This window comes from Bradyrhizobium manausense (assembly GCF_018130615.1).
Classification (GTDB): Bacteria; Pseudomonadota; Alphaproteobacteria; order Rhizobiales; family Xanthobacteraceae; genus Bradyrhizobium; species Bradyrhizobium manausense_A.
The window spans coordinates 273,065-289,802 of sequence record NZ_JAFCKB010000001.1 but is presented as its reverse complement, the minus strand read 5'-3'; the positions used below and the strand labels follow the sequence as shown (position 1 = coordinate 289,802).

Here is a 16,738-nt window from a genome sequence, read left to right as displayed (position 1 = left end):
TTTATTAACAGGTTCGGCTATCTGCCCGTCCGACCAACGTGATCCGGCCCGCCCTGTTGCCGGCGCGGCAAACCCGTTAAAAGGCTGACCGGCCGGACAGCCTCGTCAAGGGGCTGCTTCGCGCGACAAAGCGGCCCGGTGGACGACCATCGAACGGCCTCAATGTGAACCAAACAGAGTGCCCATGAAGCTGACCCGCCCCCTCGCCGCGCTCGCTCTTCTCGTTGTCTCCGCCTTTCCGGCGCTTGCGGCCGACGCCGTCTACCCGCCCGGCCTGCGCCTCGGCATGGTGCCGCTGGTCGGCCTCAGCAAGGCCAAGACCTTCCCGGGCTTCGAGAACGAGGACGGCAGCGTCAAGGTGCTGATCACCGAGCTGCCGCCGGCGGCCTATAACGAGGTCGTCAGTGCCTTCAACACCAATCCAGCCGGCGCCAACGGCATCAAGCCGGACAAGATCGAGACACCCGCGGGCCTTGCCTATTTTACCACCGAAAGCGGCAAAGCCGGCGACGCGCCGGTGAAGCGCTATTCGATGATCGTGCCGGGCACCGGCTTCTCCGGCTATGTCGCGGTGCAGGTCCCCGAGAACGCTTCGAAGATCTACACCGACGAGGCGGTGCGGCAGATGTTTGCGACCGCCACCATCCGCAAAGAGGTGTCGGCGGACGAGCAGATCGGGCTGTTGCCGTTCAAGATCACCGATCTGGCTGGCTTCAAGGACGTCCGTACGCTGGTGCCGGGCGCGAGCATCATCCTGGCCGACGGCAACGAGAGCTCGGGCTACGAATCGAAGCCGTTCATGATCCTCGGCCTGATCGGCGCGACCCCGCAGCAGACCGACGACCGCGCCCGCTTCGCCCAGGAAGCTGCGATGCAAATCCCCGGCGTGCGCGAGTCCCGTGTCACCATGTCCGAGCCGATCCGTATCAATGGCCAGCCGGGCTTTGAGACCCGGATCGACGGCATCAGCGGCAAGGACAAGACCCCGGTGACGGTGGTGCAGTGGATCCGCTTCGGCGGCGGCACCTCGCTGCGCATCATCGCCAGCGCGCCACGCGACCAATGGTCGGACGCCTTCACCCGTTTCCGCGCCGTGCGCGACGGCATCCAGCCGAAGGGCTAAGGCGCGCTCGTCCAGCAAACTCGGTGTTGTCCCGGCGAAGGCCGGGACCCATAATCACAGGGAGTGGTTGCAGGACGAACTGGTAACTCCGAAGCCTCGCAAAACTATTGCTGCGGCGTATGGGTCCCGGCCTTCGCCGGACGACGAGAAATTGGCAGCCCAACCTCTCACCAAACCCGGCTGCATTTTCAGGCTTTCGTTCGTACACGAACGGAACTAGGCTTCCCTCCATTGGATCAACTTGAGACTATCCTGGAGGGAGGCGGACAATGCTCGATCGACGACAAATCTTGGCGGCCCTGGGGACCACGGCGCTCGCGAGCTTCGCTCCATCGGCGCTTTTCGCAGCGGCTTCGATCAAACCGGACGACACATCCGCATTGCTCGTGATCGACGTGCAGAACTGCTTTCTGCCGGGCGGCAGCCTCGCGGTGAAGGAAGGCGAGCAGGTCGTGCCCGTGATCAACAAGATGGCGAAGGCGTTCTCGAACGTGGTGATGACGCAGGACTGGCACACGCCCGGCCACGTCTCGTTCGCGTCAGTGCACTCAGGCAAGAAGCCGTTTGAAACGATCGACCTGCCTTACGGCAAGCAGGTGCTGTGGCCCGACCATTGCGTGCAGGGCACCGACGGCGCCTCGCTCTCGAAGGACCTTTCGATCCCGCAGGCCGAGCTCATCATCCGCAAGGGTTTTCACAAGGACGTCGACAGCTATTCGGCGTTTCTCGAAGCCGACGGCAAGACGTCGACGGGACTTGCCGGCTATCTCAAAGGACGCAAGATCAAGCGCGTCTTCGTTGCGGGTCTCGCCACCGACTTCTGCGTCGCCTGGACCGCGCTCGATGCCCGCAAGGCGGGCTTTGAGGTCTATGTCGTGGAAGACGCCTGCCGCGGCATCGACAATCAGGGCTCGCTCGCAAAGGCCTGGGCCGACATGGCCAAGGCCGGCGTGAAGCGGATTCAGTCTGCGGATATCGCGGTCAGCGCGTAAGACTCTTGCGCAGTCATTCCGGGGCGGCTCGCAGAGCCAAACCCGGAATCTCGGGATTCTCAGGTGCGCAATTGCGCACCATAGTTCGATGCTCCGCATCGCCCCGGAATGACGCCACCTACTTTGACGCCGCTCAGTTCGCTTCGTTGTTGTTGGCCGCGGGCGCGGGCTTTGCACCGCCCTTGGCGACACCGACCAGCGCCGGGCGCAGCACGCGCTCGCCGATGGTGTAGCCGGCCTGCATGACCTGCACGACGGTGCCTGCAGGCACCGACGCATCGGGCACTTCGTACATCGCCTGCTGGAAGTTCGGGTCGAACTTCTGGCCCTGCGGATCGAACTTCTTCACGCCGTGCTTTTCCAGCGCGTTGAGCAGCGAGCGCTCGGTGAGCTCGACGCCCTCGATCAGCGCAGTCAGGCCGGGATCGGCGGCGGCACGAGCGTCGGCCGGAACGGCATCGAGCGCGCGCTGAAGATTGTCGGCGATGTCGAGCACGTCGCGGGCAAAGCCGGTGACGCCGTAGAGCTTGGAGTCAGCGACTTCCTTCGCGGTGCGCTTGCGCAGGTTCTCCATCTCGGCCAGCGTCCGCAGCATGCGGTCGCGCGCTTCGGCGGCTTCCTTCTGCAGCAGCTCGACCGAGCCGGGCTCGGGATCGTCGGGCATGATGTAGGGTTTCGACACCACGGGCTCGCCGGTCGGCGCGGCCGTGTCTTCGGGTTGCCGGGTTGGATCGGTCATCGGCTGCTTCTCAAACTCGTCTCAAGGGGAGGTTTTCTGGCCCGGATATCGTGCTTCGGGCGCTGAAAATCAAGCGCCCGTGATCGGCTCAAATGCCGGTCAGCCCCCCAACAGGCGGCTGACGATGCGGGCGGCGTAGTCCACGGTCGGGATCACACGGGCATAATTCAGCCGTGTCGGCCCGATTACACCCAAGACGCCGACGATACGGCCGGCGGCATCCCGATAGGGCGAGATGATGGTGGAGGAGCCCGACAGCGAAAACAGCTTGTTCTCGCTGCCGATGAAGATCCGCACGCCTTCGGCAGTTTCGGCGCGCCCCAGCAGGTCGATCACGCCACGTTTCGTCTCGAGATCGTCGAACAGCAGGCGAACGCGCTCCAAATCCTCCAGCGCGTGCAGATCTTCCAGCAGATTGGCGTGGCCGCGAACGATGAGCTGACGGTCCTCGTTCTCGCCGCCGGACCAGCTCGCAATCCCGGCCGAGATGACCTTTTGCGCCAGTTGGTCGAGCTCGGCGCGGGCCTCGCCGAGCGCGGTTTCCAGCTCGAGCCGCGCCTCGGCGAGCGTCCGGCCGCGAATCCGCGCATTGAGGAAATTGCCGGCTTCCGTAATGGCGGACGAGGGAACTCCCGGCGGCAGCGTCAGCACGCGGTTTTCGACCTGGCCATCCTCGCCGACCAGGATGACCAGCGCCTTCTCGGGTTCCAACCGGACGAATTCGATGTGCTTCAGCCGCGCATTGGACTTTGGCGTCAGCACCACGGCGGCGGCGCGGGTCAGGCCCGACAGCCGCGTCAGCGCCTGGTCCAGCGCCGCCTCGACCGATTGCGCATGGCCGACGGTGGCGAGCTGGCTCTGGATCGACTGCCGCTCGGCCTCGTTGAGGTCGCCGACCTGCATCAGGGCGTCGACGAAGAAACGCAGGCCAAGTTCCGTCGGAAGCCGGCCGGCTGAGGTATGGGGGGCATAGATCAGGCCGAGCTGTTCCAGATCGGCCATGACATTGCGGACCGAAGCCGGGGACAGCGGCATCGCGATCAGGCGCGAGATGTTGCGCGAGCCGACCGGCTCGCCGGTCGCCAGATAGCTTTCGACAATTTGACGAAAGATGTCGCGGGAACGCTCGTTGAGCTGGGCGAGGCCTGCGCGCGGCGCGATCAGATGGATCGGATCGTGATGGGCCACAGACGGTAACTCCTCTCAGATGCTCATAATTTGTCCATCCGGGACGGTTCTGACAAGCGTGGCGTTTGCGGGGTGGAAAACCGGGGCTGAAAGCGACCTTGATGTTCCCCCTTGCCGCTCACCCTCACCCCACCTACAAGCACCGCGAACAGCCCTTTTCCGTGAGTTTTGGAGGATTCCCATGCGGCCAAGCCGCCGTGCGCCCGACGAATTGCGCCCCGTGACGCTTGAGCGTGGCGTGGTCAAATATGCGGAAGGCTCCTGCCTCGTGAAATTCGGCGACACCCATGTGCTGGTCACCGCCACGCTGGAAGAACGCCTGCCGCCCTGGCTCAAGGGCCAGGGCCGCGGCTGGGTCACCGCCGAATACGGCATGCTGCCGCGTGCGACCTCGGAACGCACCCGCCGCGAAGCTGCGGCCGGCAAGCAAAGCGGCCGCACCGTCGAAATCCAGCGCCTGATCGGCCGCTCACTTCGCACCATCGTCGATCTCGAAGCGCTCGGTGAGCGTCAGATCACGGTCGATTGCGACGTCCTCCAGGCCGACGGCGGCACCCGCACCGCCTCGATCACCGGCGCCTGGGTCGCACTGGCCGATTGCATCGCCTGGATGAAGGCGCGCAACATGATCAAGGCCAACGTGATGCGCGACAACGTCGCCGCGATCTCCTGCGGCATCTATCAGGGCAAGCCGGTGCTGGATCTCGACTATGCCGAGGATTCGGAAGCCGAGACCGACGCCAATTTCGTCATGACCGGCGACGGTCGCATCGTCGAGGTGCAGGGCACCGCGGAGCGCGAGCCGTTCACACAGGACGAGTTCCTGGCGCTGATGGCACTGGCGCAGAAAGGCATCGCGCGGCTCGTGGACTTGCAGAAACTGGCTGTCGCGTAGTCAATAGGCCCATGCACCGCCGAATCACCGGAAAGCTCGTCATCGCCACCCACAATCCCGGCAAGCTCGCCGAGATGAAGGAGCTGCTCGCGCCTCACGGCATCGAGGTGGTGTCGGCCGGTGAGCTCGGCTTGGGCGAGCCGGACGAGACCGGCAACGATTTCCGCAGCAATGCCGCGATCAAGGCGATCGCGGCGGCGCAGGCAACCGGCCTTCCGTCCTTCGCCGATGATTCCGGTATCGTGGTCGATGCGCTCGACGGCGCGCCCGGCATCTACAGCGCGCGCTGGGCCGGCCCCTCCAAGGATTTCGCTGCGGCGATGGCGCAGATCGAGCGCCTGCTGCAGGAGCGCGGTGCCACCACGCCGGATCGCCGAAAAGCGCATTTCGTCTCCGCGCTCTGCGTCGCCTGGCCCGATCATCATCTCGAAGAGGTCGAGGCGCGTGTCGACGGCACACTGGTCTGGCCGCCGCGCGGCACCGCCGGCTTCGGTTACGATCCGATGTTTTTGCCCGACGCTCACAAGCGCACTTTCGGCGAGATGGAAAGCATCGAGAAGCACGGCCTGCCGCCGCTTGGCCTTGGCCTGTCGCATCGCGCCCGCGCATTCGTGAAACTGGCGGAGATCTGCCTTGAGCCGCGCTAAAGCGTTTTCAAGCGAAGCGGGCACCGGTTCGCGCCAGGAGAACGCGTCAAAACAAGAGTCTGCAGCCTTTGGCGTCTACGTGCACTGGCCGTTCTGCCTGTCGAAGTGCCCCTATTGCGACTTCAACAGCCATGTCCGCCACGCCGCGATCGACGAGGCGCGCTTTGCCTCCGCCTTCGCGCGCGAGATCGAAACGACCGCGCAGCGCTCGCCCGGCCGCGAGGTCACGTCGATCTTTCTCGGCGGCGGCACGCCATCGCTGATGCAGCCTGCAACCGTCGGCGCCGTGCTCGACGCGATCGGCAAGCACTGGACTGTCGCAGGCGATGTCGAGGTGACGCTGGAGGCAAACCCGACCAGCGTCGAAGCCACGCGCTTTGCCGGCTATCGCGCCGCCGGCGTCAACCGCGTCTCGCTTGGCGTGCAGGCGCTGGACGATGCCTCGCTGAAAGCCTTGGGCCGCATGCATAGCGCGCGCGAGGCGCTCGATGCGGTTGCCATCGCGCGCCGCTCGTTCGACCGATATTCGTTCGACCTGATCTACGCCCGCCCCGACCAGACACCGGCGATGTGGGCCGATGAGCTGCGTCTGGCCATCGATGAAGCCGCCGAGCATCTGTCGCTCTATCAGCTGACCATCGAGGAAGGCACGCCATTCTTCGGCCTGCACCAGGCCGGCAAACTGAAAACGCCGGACGAGGCCGTCGCACGTGCGCTCTACGACGTGACGCAGGAGACCTGCGACAAGCTCGGCCTGCCCGCCTACGAGATTTCCAACCACGCGCGTCGCGGCGCCGAGTGCCGGCACAATCTGGTGTACTGGCGCGGCGACGAATATGCCGGCATCGGCCCCGGCGCGCATGGCCGCCTCGACATCGACGGCGTGCGTCATGCCACGGCCACCGAAAAACGTCCGGAAGCCTGGCTGCTGCGGGTCGAGACGAATGGCGACGGCATCGTCACCGACGATCTCCTCAACAGCGAAGAACGCGCCGACGAATTCTTGCTGATGGGATTGCGCTTGGCCGAAGGCATCGACCCCGCGCGCTACATGGCGCTCGCCGGCCGCCCGCTCGACCCCGGCCGCATCGCGCTGCTGCGTGAGGAAGGCGCGATCACGGTCGATGCAACGGGCCGCCTGCGCGTGACCAGCAGCGGATTTCCGGTGTTGGATGCGGTGGTTGCGGATCTCGCGGCGTAACGAGATCTCGTAGGGTGGGTTAGCCGAGGGCGTAACCCACCTTGCTTCCACATGCGCGGAACGAAGTGGTGGGTTGCGCTTCGCTAACCCACCCTGCGACTACGGCACCGTTGTCCTGAACTACGCCCCAAAGCTCTTCGGCGAGCCCGCAACGGCAACACCACCGCCCGTCGTCACCTTCATCACCGCGAGCCCACGTTCATTGGTGCCATCGGCGCGGAAGCGGAACAGGCCGTCGATGCCGGCGAAGCCGGAAGGGTTGGTGAGCACGTCGGACGAGAAGCGCGTGGTGCCCTGCGTGCGCGCGAGCGCGGCGACAAGCGCCACCGCGTCATAAGCCAGCGTCGCGGTCCGGATCGGATCGGCGCCATATTTGGTGCGGTAGCGGCCGGAGAACGCGCGGAAGCCGGCGGGATCCGGCGCGGCATAGAGACCGCCTTGCAAGGCGGGACTGGCATAGACGCGCGGATTGTCCCACAGGCCGGTGCCAAGCAGCTGGATGTTGCGCAAATTCGCGCCCGCTGCGGTCATCGCATCGGCCACCGCGACGACGGCGTCGCCGTCATCGGCAATGAACAGCGCATCCGCGCTGCCGAGCTGCTGCGCCACGCTGCGCGCCGGCGTGGCGCGATCGGCACCGTATTTCTCGAACGCGACGATGCGGCCGCCGCGCCGTGGCACGGCCGCCTTCACCGCGGCTTCGACGACATTGCCATAGGCATTGTCGGGCACGAGCACCGCGTCGGAGCGTTTTCCGATGCTGGCCGAATATTCGATGATGCGATTGACGTCGGACTCCGGCAGGAAGCTCAGCAGATAGACCCCGCGGCCGGCGATGCTCGAATCGGTCGAGAACGCCATCACCGGAATGCCGCGCGTGCGCGCGACCTGGGCCACGGCCGGCACCGATTGCGCAAACAGCGGCCCCAAAATGATCTCGGCGCCTTCGTCGATCGCCTGCTGCGCGCCGGCTTGCGCGCCCTGCGGGCTGCCATTGTCGTCCTTGATCAAGAGCTGGATGTTCGGATTCTGGAACTCGGCCAGTGCCATCTCGGCAGCGTTGCGCATGGATTGCGCGGCCAGGCCGGCATTGCCCGCGGCCGAGAGCGGCAGGATCACGCCAACCTTCACGCCACCGGTGCCGGCGGTGGTCGCCTGTTGCGGCGGACCGGCCGGCTGAGCCGGAGGCGAGGAGCTGGAGAACGGGCTGGAAAACTGGCTGAGGCTCTGCTGCACGCCGGCGCAGGCCGAGAGCAGGGGCGTGCCGATCAGCAGGCCAAGCGCGCTCCGCCGGGTCGCTCCCGACAAACGGGGCCCCGGAACGGAAGACTTCGGATCGCGCGGGCCCAGCATGGCAGCTTCTCTTCTGACCGGTCGCGAGCGGCCAGTCACAACATTCATTGCCGCGACAGAAGCCGCGGATTCGGGCATATTGTCGGCAAATAGTTAACCAAAACAAAAGGATAATGACCGCCTAATGCGGCTGCCCTTATGCTCTGGCTGGCTGTTCGCCCTCCGTCATCCAACATCAAAGCGGGGTTTCCGCCGCGAATATGGCGCTGACACTTCGTCCTTTAGCGAATGTGATGCCGGATGGATCACATTCCAGTTCTTCCTCACCCCAGTTTCGTATCCTGCCGGCACGATCTTTTTCGAAGGACTGGTTCCCAGCCCCGGAGATCATGCCTAAGTTCGATTCATTATGCGCGCAAAGCCGGCCCCGATAAATACGACTGAAGCTACGGATGCGGCCCCCCGCGGTTTCTCCATCGACGCCCACCGGCTCACGGTGCCGAAGCCGGCGGCCGGCCTCTATCTGGTCGCCACCCCCATCGGCAATCTCGGCGACATCACGCTTCGCGCGCTGCAAACGCTGGCCGGGGTCGACGTGATCGCCTGCGAGGACACCAGGATCACGCGGCGCCTGACCGAGCGCTACGCCATTACCGCACAGCTCAAGCAGTATCATGAGCACAATGCCGAGGCCGCGCGGCCGAAGATCCTGGAGGCGCTCGCGGCCGGCGGCTCGGTCGCGCTGGTGTCGGATGCCGGCACGCCGCTGATCTCCGATCCCGGTTACAAGCTGGTGCGCGAGGTCTGCGCAGCCGGCCATGCGGTCTATGCGCTGCCGGGGCCATCCTCGGTGCTGGCAGCACTCTCGGTCGCGGCCCTGCCGACCGACCGCTTCTTCTTCGAGGGCTTCCTGCCGGCGAAATCCGCCGCGCGGCGGTCGCGCCTCACTGAACTTGCCCGCATCGATGCGACGCTGGTGATGTTCGAATCCGGCAACCGCATCCAGAATACGCTTGCCGATCTCGCGGAGATCATGGGCACGCGCGACGCCGCGATTTGCCGCGAGCTGACCAAACTGCACGAGGAGATTTCCCGCGCAACGCTGGACGAACTGGCACGCGAAGCAGAAGCACTGGAAACGCGCGGCGAATTCGTGCTGGTGATCGCTCCGCCGGCGGCGGATGCCGACGTGCTGACATCGGATGCGCTCGACGATCTCTTGCGCGAGCAGCTCGCCACGCACAGCGTCAAGGACGCCGTCGCGCACGCGGTCGGGCTCTCGGGGCGGCCCCGACGCGAGGTCTATGCCCGCGCGCTCGAGCTCGCAAAAGATCTGCGGGGCGGCGATGGCGAAGACTGAGGATGCTCCGGGATCCAAACCGGAACCGAAGATCGCCTCGCCCGAGCGCATCGCCGCGTTCCGCACCGGCATCTCGGCCGAGAGCCGCGCCGCTGCTTATCTCATGGCCAAGGGCTACCGCATCCTGGCCAAACGCTACCGCACCCCACATGGCGAGATCGACCTCGTGGCGCGCCGCCGCAACCTGATCGCCTTTGTCGAGGTCAAGGCGCGCGCCAGCCTCGATGACGCCGCCTATGCAGTGACGCCGCGCCAGCAGCAGCGCATCATCGACGCCGCCCAGGGCTGGCTCGTAGCGCATCCCGAGCATGCGGAATTCGAACTGCGATTCGACGCCATGCTGATTGCGCCGCGCTCGCTTCCGCGCCATGTGTTGGCGGCATTCGACGCCTCGACCTGAAAGGCAGACCATGAAACTGAACGTCGCCGTCCAGATGGACCCCATCGCCCGCATCAACATCAAGGGCGATTCCACCTTTGCGCTGCTTCTGGAGGCGCAGAAGCGCGGCCACAGCCTGTCCTATTATACGCCCGACAGGCTCTCGATGGTCGGCGAGGAGATCGTTGCGCCCGTGCAGCTTCTGACCGTGCGCGACGAGGCCGGGGATCACTTCACCCTCGGCGAGCCCAAGCGCGAGGCGCTGAACGGCTTTGACGTGGTGCTGCTGCGCCAGGACCCGCCGTTCGATCTCGCCTACATCACCTCGACGCATCTGCTCGAGCGCATTCACCCGAAGACGCTCGTCGTCAACGATCCCGCGTCGGTGCGCAATGCACCGGAAAAGCTGTTCGTGATGAACTTTCCGCAGCTGATGCCGCCGACCCTGATCTCGCGCGATCTCGATGAGATCAACGCGTTCCGCGACAAGTACGGTGCCGTGGTGATGAAGCCGCTGCACGGCCATGGCGGCGCCGCAGTGTTCCGCGTGATGCCGCAGGACATGAATTTCGGCTCGCTGTACGACATGTTCTCGGTCACTTTCAAGGAAGCCTGGGTGATCCAGCAATTCATCCCCGAGGTGAAGCACGGCGACAAGCGCATCATCCTGGTGAACGGCGAGTTCGCAGGCGCCGTGAACCGCGTGCCTGCCGCCGACGACCTCCGCTCCAACATGGTGCGCGGCGGCGCCGCGCAGGAGACCGAGCTCACGCCACGCGAGCGCGAGATCTGCGCAACCGTCGGCCCGGCGCTGCGCGAGCGCGGCCTGTTGTTCGTCGGCATCGACGTCATCAACGGCAACCTCACCGAGATCAACGTCACATCGCCGACCGGCATCCGCGCCATCGCGCGGCTCGGCGGTCCCGATGTTGCGGCAAAGGTCTGGGATGTCATCGAGCAGAAGCGGGTGAAGTAACCGCCGCCTCGTGGCCCGGATGGAGCGCAGCGAAATCCGGGCTCCGCATCCGTAGCCTTGCTCGACTGTTCTAGCTGTAAAATCCCCGGGCGCGTCGGACCGTGTCGGACGGATAGAGCCCGAATGCCGTGCGGTCCGACGCCGCAAACCGACCCATATGCGTAAAGCCCCATTTCAGCGCGACTTCGCTGACTTGCGCGCAACGTTACCGCTCGTACGACCCGGCCACGATTACATTCGCGGCAAAGGACGGCCGCCGGTATCCCTGCCAGTAGTGTTCGGACCAGCGGGGTGCGAAGCCACCAATCCAGACAAGGCTCGCACCCCGGGATGACGGACCAGCATTGTCGTCGCATGCACGCGATGTCACCCGCGTCCATCGCTAACCACCCGTTCACCATGACGCCCCGCGCCTCGCGCAAACGCATGAGCGCGCATGCGTGAATCTACGGGGCCATTGGCTGACCGAATAACGCGACGTTCACCATCTGCCTAAAACGCTCGCTGTCGCTGCGCATCGCATTCGGTCTCGCAACACCCCTTATACTTTTACTCCCTACTCATCGATGCGGGGGAACCCGCCACGTGCGGTTCGAGTGCCCCGCGTAAGAGTAGAAGCGTATGAACACCGCACGCATTGTCGTTCTCGTCATCGCACTGGGCGCCGGCGGCGTCGCTGCGTATCTGGCGAGCAGCTACGACAACAAGCCCGCAGCCCCTCTCCCGGTGGCCGAGAAGCTGCCGACGGTCGAGGTGCTCGTCGCCAAATCCGACATTCAGCTCGGCCAGGCCGTGAAGGCCGAGGATCTGCAATGGCAGACCTGGCCGCAAGCGACCGCCAGCAGCGCCTTCATCCGCCGCGACAGCCGGCCCGACGCGCAGACCCAGATCGCCGGCTCGATCGCGCGCGTTCCGTTGATGCAGGGCGAGCCGATCCGCGAGCAGAAGCTGGTGAAGGCCGACGGCTCCGGCTTCATGGCCGCGATCCTGCCATCGGGCATGCGCGCCGTCTCCACCGAAATCTCCGCCGAAACCGGCGCCGGCGGCTTCATCCTGCCGAACGACCGCGTCGACATCGTCCTGACGCGGCGCATGAAGAATCCCGACGCCGGCGGCAATGACTTGATCCTCTCAGAGGTGGTCCTGACCAACATCCGCGTGCTCGCGATCGACCAGGCGCCGAAGGAGAAAGAGGGCCAGAACGCCGTGCTCGGCAAGACCGTCACGCTCGAGCTCCGGCCCGACCAGGTCGCCACGCTCTCGGCCTCGCGCCAGGGCGGCACGCTGACACTCGCATTGCGCAGCATCGCCGATGCCAGCGCCTCCGACGGCTCGCCCGAGGACCAGACGCTCAAGTCGCGCCAGAGCGGCGTCAACGTGATCCGCTACGGCGTGCAGACACGACAATTAACGTCACAGAAGTGATGGGGACAGCATGAACTATGGGGATAATCGGACGGGCATGCGCATTCGGGGGAAGCGCGCTCGCTCGTTCTGGGCAGGGACAATGCTGATACTGGGGCTGGTCGCAGCCCCCGATCTCGTCCGCGCTGCGGATGCGCCGGTCGGAGACCAGGCGCCGCTGCAGGCGCCGGATCTCGGCGTCTCGCCGGTCGCGAGCATCGCGCCGGCGAGGACACGCTCGTTGTCGCTCGGCGTCGGCAAGTCGGTCGTGATCGACCTGCCGCGCGAGGTCAAGGACGTGCTGGTGGCCGATCCCAAGATCGCCAATGCGGTGATCCGTTCGTCGCAGCGCGCCTATATCATCGGCGCCCAGGTCGGTCAGACCAACGTGGTGTTCTTCACCGCCGACGGCCAGCAGGTCGCCGCCTACGACATCGCGGTGAAGCGCGACCTCAACGGCATGCGCGCGGCGCTGCGCCAGTCGCTGCCGGGCGTGCAGATCGAGGGCGTCGGCGACAGCGTGATGCTGACCGGCTCGGTGTCGAGCCCGGTCGAGGCCCAGCAGGCCGGCGACGTCGCCGCGAAGCTGGTCGGCGGCGCGGACAAGGTCGTCAACAACATCGTCGTGCGCGGCCGCGACCAGGTGATGCTCAAGGTCGTCGTCGGCGAAGTCCGCCGCGACATCGTCAAGCAACTCGGCGTCGATCTCAGCGCCAGCCTGAACGCCGGCACCGCGGTGGTGAATTTCAACAATTCGAACCCGTTCTCTGCCAGCGGCGGGCCGCTGGTCAGCAACAACGGCCTCGGCGTCACCGGCCTTGCCAAGGGCGTCGCCACCGTCAACGCCACGATGCGTGCGATGGAGACCGCGGGCGTGATGCGGACGCTGGCCGAACCGAGCCTGACGGCGATCTCGGGTGAATCCGCGACCTTCATCGCCGGTGGCGAATTCCCGATCCCCGGGGGGTATGCCTGCGATCCGACCACGCATGTCTGCACCACCCAGATCACCTACAAGAAGTTCGGTATCTCCTTGAACTTCACCCCGGTCGTGCTCAGCGAGGGCCGCATCAGCCTGCGCGTGATGACCGAGGTCTCGGAGCTGTCGAGCCAGAACGCGATCACGGTGTCGCAGGCGCTGTCCTCAAGCGCGACCAACTCGATCACCATTCCCTCGGTCCAGACCCGCCGCGCCGAGACCACGCTGGAAATTCCCTCCGGCGGTTCGATGGCGATGGCCGGCCTGATCCAGCAGCAGACCAAGCAGGCCATCAACGGCCTGCCCGGCGTCGACCAGGTGCCGATCCTCGGCGCACTGTTCCGCAGCCAGGACTTCGTCAACAACGAGACCGAACTGATGGTGATCGTGACGCCCTATGTGGTGCGCGCGGTCGCCCAGAAGGAATTGTCGCGGCCCGACGACGGCTTCGCGCCGTCCTCGGATGCGCAGTCGGCGCTGCTCGGCCGCATGAACCGCCTCTACGGCATCGCGCGCCGCGTCGATCCGATCGACGGCAATCGCGGGGATTTCGGCTTCATCATCGACTGAGACGAACGGTTTTGGGGACCGGGGCAAGACACGGGGAAGAGGGGACCAGGCGATGACGAAGACATCCGCCGATCGACGCCGCAAATTGCGTATCGCACTCGCGCTGACGGGGCTCTCCGTCATGCTGGGAGCCTGCAACACCACAGGCGACGTCGTCACCACCCAGACGGTGCCGACCGACTACCGCATGCGCCACCCGATCGCGGTGCAGGAAGGCAAGCGCTCGATCGTGATCTTCGTCGGCAAGGCCCGCGGCGGACTTTCGGCCGCACAGCACGCCGACGTGATGGGTATTGCCCAGGATTGGGTGCGCGAAGGCACCGGCTCCGTCGTCGTCGACGTGCCCATCGACACCGCCAACTCGCGCGCCGCGGCGGCGACCTATCACGAGATCCGCGCCGTGCTCGACAGCGGCGGCGTGCCGTCGCGCGCCATCGTCCAGCATCCCTACCGTCCCGAAGACCCCGGCCTGCTGCCGACGATCCGGCTGAGCTATTCCAAGATCAAGGCGGTCGCCGGTCCTTGCGGGCTATGGCCCGAGGACGTGGGGCCGTCGATCCTTGACCCCGGCTACAACGAGAACCGGCCCTACTTCAATCTTGGCTGCGCCACTCAGCGCAATCTGGCGGCCATGATCGACAACCCCGCCGATCTCGAGCAGCCGCGCGGGGAGACGCCGGCCTATACCGCGCGGCGCGACATCGCGTTCGAGCGCTACCGCAAGGGCACCCCGACCACGACCATCTATCCCGAGGCTGACAAGGCCAAACTCAGCGACACAGGCAAATGACGGACATCCACGACGAAGAGGCGGACGATCCGCAGCACCCCGAGGATCACATTGCGCCGGTTCCCCGTATTTCGGTGCAGGCCTTCTGCGAGACCGAGCAGACGCTCGCCGCGGTGACCGCGGCCGGCCAGGACCGCCGTCTCGCCAAGGCCCATCTCACCGCGAAAAGCGGCGGCCTCGCCGCGGCCATCGAAGTCTATGACACGATGCCGACGCCGAACGTCATCGTCATCGAATCCGACGGCACGCGCGACATTCTCGAAGGCCTCGACGATCTCGCCGGGGTCTGCGATCCCGGCACCCGCGTGGTCGTGATCGGCAATCCCGGCGACACCGCGCCCTATCGCGAGCTGGTGCGCCGCGGCGTCAACGATTACGTGGTCGGACCGGTCGAGACCATCGACGTGGTGCGCTCGATCTGCAGCCTGTTCTCGGCGTCCGAAGCCATGATCACCGGCCGCATCATTGCGGTGGTCGGCGCCAAGGGCGGCGTCGGCGCGTCCACGGTTGCGCACAACGTGGCCTGGACCATCGCGCGCGACCTTGCGCTCGATTCCGTGGTGATCGATCTCGACCTCGCCTTCGGCACCGCCGGCCTCGACTACAACCAGGATCCGGCGCAGGGCATCGCCAATGCGGTGCTGTCGCAGGACCGGCCGGACACGGCGCTGATGGAGCGCCTGCTCGCCAAATGCAGCGATCATCTCAGCCTGCTGGCCGCACCCGCCACACTCGATCGCGTCTATGATTTCGGCGCCGAGGCGTTCGATGCGATCTTCGACACGCTGCGCATGACCACGCCCTGCATCGTGCTCGACGTCCCGCATCAATGGTCGGCCTGGACCAAGCGCGCGCTGGTCAACGCCGACGATATCGTCATCGTGGCCGAGCCGGATCTCGCCAACCTGCGCAACACCAAGAACATGCTGACCGTGCTCAAGACGGCACGGCCGAACGACCGGCCGCCGCTCTACTGCATCAACCAGGTCGGCATGCACAAGCGGGCCGAGATCGACGTCAAGTCCTTCGCCAAGACCATGGAAAGCCAGCCGCTCGCGGTGATTCCGTTCGATTCCAAGCTGTTCTCGACCGCGGCCAACAACGGCCAGATGATCGCGGAGGTCTCCAAGAGCCACCGCACCACCGAGCTGTTCCAGAACATGGCCAACCGTCTCGCCGGGCGCGGCGAGGTGAAGAAGCCGAAGCGCTCGCTACTCGGGCCGCTCTTGAAGAAGCTGAAGGGCAGGTCGGGACGCGGATCGGCGCCGCATCGCAAGGCGTCTTAAGCGCGAGAGCGTTTTTCGAGCGAACAGGACTCTCAGCGGCGGGTGATTACTTCTCGGCCCGCTGCTGTTGTTTCTTCGACAGCAGCTCGCGCAGCGCCGCGACCTTTGCCGCCGCCTGATCCGGCGGCAGATCGGCCTTCACGAGGATTTCAGCCTCGGCCTGACGGCCCTGCAATCCCAGCACGAGCGCGAGATTGGCACGGACCCGCACATTGTTCTGATTGCGCTGATAGGCGCGGCCGAGCACCTGTTCGGCCTTCGACAGATTATTCTGCAGCACATAGGACAGGCCGAGATTGGACAAAACCTGCGGCTCGTCCGGCACGATCTTCAGCGCCGTCGCATAATATTGCTGCGCTTCCTCGTTGCGGCCGAGTTGGTCGAGCGCCGCGCCCTGCGCCGACAGGATGCGCCAGTCGGGATCCTCAGGCGTATGCGCGCGGCTCAGCACATCGAAGGCCTGCTGGAAATTGCCATTGTCGGCGAGCGCGCGGCCGTAGCCGGCGAGCAGCGCCTTGTTGCTGGGATGGACCATCACGGCCTGCTCCATCACCGCGACCGCCTGGGCGTGCTGGCCGGTCTCGCGCAGGGCCTTGCCGTAGTCGAGGGCGATGTTGGGATCACCGGGCTTGGCGCGATAACGTTCGCGCAGGGCGTCCATATCCGGCCTGGCATCCGCCGTCGCAGCAGGCTCCGGCTTGCTGCTCACACCGAGCGCGCCGGTCACGTCCTCCAGGCTCGTGGTCTGGCAGCCGCCGAGCGCCAGCACCGCCATCGCGGGAAGCAGGAATCTCGCCGGGGAAGGGGCAAGGAACGAACGCTTGGACATACTCTGATCACCGCCGGCGGACTGATCAGAGATGCTTTGCCTATTAACGCTAAAGTCCGGTTAAGGACGCGGTGCTCGCGACTCGAT

Annotated in this window: 17 protein-coding genes and 1 pseudogene; 13 read left to right on the top strand and 5 right to left on the bottom strand. The window is 65.6% G+C overall.

Annotated features, from left to right (window positions below):
• Window positions 1-184: 184 nt before the first annotated feature.
• Window positions 185-1,123, top strand: coding sequence for a hypothetical protein (locus JQ587_RS01400; RefSeq protein WP_212424190.1), 939 nt, complete (start codon window positions 185-187; stop codon window positions 1,121-1,123).
• A 269-nt stretch (window positions 1,124-1,392) separates the two neighbouring features.
• On the top strand, window positions 1,393-2,115 hold the full coding sequence (pncA, locus tag JQ587_RS01395; protein WP_212301923.1) for a bifunctional nicotinamidase/pyrazinamidase: 723 nt from the start codon (window positions 1,393-1,395) through the stop codon (window positions 2,113-2,115).
• 133 nt (window positions 2,116-2,248) lie between these two features.
• On the opposite strand, the gene grpE is transcribed toward pncA, so the two are convergent.
• The gene (gene grpE, locus JQ587_RS01390; RefSeq protein WP_212301922.1) at window positions 2,249-2,854 is read right to left on the bottom strand and encodes a nucleotide exchange factor GrpE; all 606 of its coding nucleotides are present in this window, start codon (window positions 2,852-2,854) and stop codon (window positions 2,249-2,251) included.
• 99 nt (window positions 2,855-2,953) lie between these two features.
• Window positions 2,954-4,042 (bottom strand): heat-inducible transcriptional repressor HrcA, encoded by a 1,089-nt coding sequence (hrcA, locus tag JQ587_RS01385; RefSeq protein ID WP_194465273.1) that lies wholly within the window; start codon window positions 4,040-4,042, stop codon window positions 2,954-2,956.
• Between the two features lie 181 nt (window positions 4,043-4,223).
• On the opposite strand from hrcA, the gene rph reads away from it, so the two are divergent.
• The 3 genes from rph to hemW all read left to right on the top strand — a co-directional run bounded on the left by rph (window position 4,224) and on the right by hemW (window position 6,785).
• On the top strand, window positions 4,224-4,937 hold the full coding sequence (gene rph / locus JQ587_RS01380) for a ribonuclease PH (protein ID WP_212301921.1): 714 nt from the start codon (window positions 4,224-4,226) through the stop codon (window positions 4,935-4,937).
• 11 nt (window positions 4,938-4,948) lie between these two features.
• A complete protein-coding gene (gene rdgB / locus JQ587_RS01375; protein WP_212301920.1) occupies window positions 4,949-5,584 on the top strand; it encodes an RdgB/HAM1 family non-canonical purine NTP pyrophosphatase in 636 nt (211 codons plus the stop codon).
• Window positions 5,585-5,663: 79 nt separating this feature from the next.
• Entirely contained in the window at window positions 5,664-6,785 is a 1,122-nt protein-coding gene (gene hemW / locus JQ587_RS01370; protein ID WP_349629469.1) for a radical SAM family heme chaperone HemW, read from the top strand.
• Between the two features lie 120 nt (window positions 6,786-6,905).
• Here hemW and JQ587_RS01365 read toward each other — a convergent pair whose 3' ends face one another.
• Window positions 6,906-8,138, bottom strand: a complete 1,233-nt coding sequence (locus JQ587_RS01365; RefSeq protein WP_212424188.1) for a penicillin-binding protein activator — start codon at window positions 8,136-8,138, stop codon at window positions 6,906-6,908.
• A 349-nt stretch (window positions 8,139-8,487) separates the two neighbouring features.
• Here JQ587_RS01365 and rsmI point away from each other — a divergent pair, with 349 nt between their 5' ends.
• From rsmI to gshB, 3 genes are read left to right on the top strand one after another with little or no spacing between them, the layout of a single operon-like run.
• Window positions 8,488-9,438, top strand: coding sequence for a 16S rRNA (cytidine(1402)-2'-O)-methyltransferase (gene rsmI / locus JQ587_RS01360; protein WP_212424187.1), 951 nt, complete (start codon window positions 8,488-8,490; stop codon window positions 9,436-9,438).
• Window positions 9,425-9,838 carry a YraN family protein gene (locus JQ587_RS01355; protein WP_212301916.1) on the top strand — a complete coding sequence of 138 codons (414 nt, stop codon included), beginning with the start codon at window positions 9,425-9,427 and terminating at the stop codon, window positions 9,836-9,838. Before rsmI ends, JQ587_RS01355 begins: the two co-directional genes overlap by 14 nt.
• Window positions 9,839-9,848: 10 nt before the next feature.
• A complete protein-coding gene (gene gshB, locus JQ587_RS01350; protein WP_212301915.1) occupies window positions 9,849-10,793 on the top strand; it encodes a glutathione synthase in 945 nt (314 codons plus the stop codon).
• A gap of 70 nt (window positions 10,794-10,863) precedes the next feature.
• Here gshB and JQ587_RS01345 read toward each other — a convergent pair.
• Window positions 10,864-10,986 (bottom strand): annotated as a pseudogene (locus JQ587_RS01345) (helix-turn-helix domain-containing protein); the annotation flags it as partial.
• Between JQ587_RS01345 and JQ587_RS37110 the strand changes: the two are divergent.
• From JQ587_RS37110 to JQ587_RS01325, 5 genes are all read left to right on the top strand, one after another.
• Window positions 10,949-11,068, top strand: coding sequence for a BA14K family protein (locus JQ587_RS37110; protein WP_433995290.1), 120 nt, complete (start codon window positions 10,949-10,951; stop codon window positions 11,066-11,068). The pseudogene JQ587_RS01345 and the gene JQ587_RS37110 overlap by 38 nt on opposite strands.
• 346 nt (window positions 11,069-11,414) lie before the next feature.
• Window positions 11,415-12,218 carry a Flp pilus assembly protein CpaB gene (cpaB, locus tag JQ587_RS01340; RefSeq protein WP_212301914.1) on the top strand — a complete coding sequence of 268 codons (804 nt, stop codon included), beginning with the start codon at window positions 11,415-11,417 and terminating at the stop codon, window positions 12,216-12,218.
• Window positions 12,219-12,228: 10 nt separating this feature from the next.
• A complete protein-coding gene (locus JQ587_RS01335) occupies window positions 12,229-13,746 on the top strand; it encodes a type II and III secretion system protein family protein (protein ID WP_212301913.1) in 1,518 nt (505 codons plus the stop codon).
• 52 nt (window positions 13,747-13,798) lie between these two features.
• On the top strand, window positions 13,799-14,536 hold the full coding sequence (locus tag JQ587_RS01330; protein ID WP_212424186.1) for a CpaD family pilus assembly protein: 738 nt from the start codon (window positions 13,799-13,801) through the stop codon (window positions 14,534-14,536).
• Window positions 14,533-15,822 (top strand): CpaE/TadZ family protein, encoded by a 1,290-nt coding sequence (locus JQ587_RS01325; RefSeq protein ID WP_212301911.1) that lies wholly within the window; start codon window positions 14,533-14,535, stop codon window positions 15,820-15,822. Before JQ587_RS01330 ends, JQ587_RS01325 begins: the two co-directional genes overlap by 4 nt.
• A 46-nt stretch (window positions 15,823-15,868) precedes the next feature.
• Here the strand turns inward: JQ587_RS01325 and JQ587_RS01320 are convergent, their stop codons facing one another.
• Window positions 15,869-16,651, bottom strand: a complete 783-nt coding sequence (locus tag JQ587_RS01320) for a tetratricopeptide repeat protein (RefSeq protein WP_212424185.1) — start codon at window positions 16,649-16,651, stop codon at window positions 15,869-15,871.
• Between the last annotated feature and the right edge of the window lie 87 nt (window positions 16,652-16,738).

Excerpts from the sequence above, each read along its gene's own strand:
- JQ587_RS01400 (WP_212424190.1), top strand. The coding sequence starts at position 185 with ATGAAGCTGACCCGCCCCCTCGCCGCGCTCGCTCTTCTCGTTGTCTCC.
- pncA (WP_212301923.1), top strand. The coding sequence starts at position 1,393 with ATGCTCGATCGACGACAAATCTTGGCGGCCCTGGGGACCACGGCGCTC.
- grpE (WP_212301922.1), bottom strand. The coding sequence starts at position 2,854 with ATGACCGATCCAACCCGGCAACCCGAAGACACGGCCGCGCCGACCGGC.
- rph (WP_212301921.1), top strand. The coding sequence starts at position 4,224 with ATGCGGCCAAGCCGCCGTGCGCCCGACGAATTGCGCCCCGTGACGCTT.
- rdgB (WP_212301920.1), top strand. The coding sequence starts at position 4,949 with ATGCACCGCCGAATCACCGGAAAGCTCGTCATCGCCACCCACAATCCC.
- JQ587_RS01365 (WP_212424188.1), bottom strand. The coding sequence starts at position 8,138 with ATGCTGGGCCCGCGCGATCCGAAGTCTTCCGTTCCGGGGCCCCGTTTG.
- rsmI (WP_212424187.1), top strand. The coding sequence starts at position 8,488 with ATGCGCGCAAAGCCGGCCCCGATAAATACGACTGAAGCTACGGATGCG.
- JQ587_RS01355 (WP_212301916.1), top strand. The coding sequence starts at position 9,425 with ATGGCGAAGACTGAGGATGCTCCGGGATCCAAACCGGAACCGAAGATC.
- gshB (WP_212301915.1), top strand. The coding sequence starts at position 9,849 with ATGAAACTGAACGTCGCCGTCCAGATGGACCCCATCGCCCGCATCAAC.
- cpaB (WP_212301914.1), top strand. The coding sequence starts at position 11,415 with ATGAACACCGCACGCATTGTCGTTCTCGTCATCGCACTGGGCGCCGGC.
- JQ587_RS01335 (WP_212301913.1), top strand. The coding sequence starts at position 12,229 with ATGAACTATGGGGATAATCGGACGGGCATGCGCATTCGGGGGAAGCGC.
- JQ587_RS01330 (WP_212424186.1), top strand. The coding sequence starts at position 13,799 with ATGACGAAGACATCCGCCGATCGACGCCGCAAATTGCGTATCGCACTC.
- JQ587_RS01325 (WP_212301911.1), top strand. The coding sequence starts at position 14,533 with ATGACGGACATCCACGACGAAGAGGCGGACGATCCGCAGCACCCCGAG.
- JQ587_RS01320 (WP_212424185.1), bottom strand. The coding sequence starts at position 16,651 with ATGTCCAAGCGTTCGTTCCTTGCCCCTTCCCCGGCGAGATTCCTGCTT.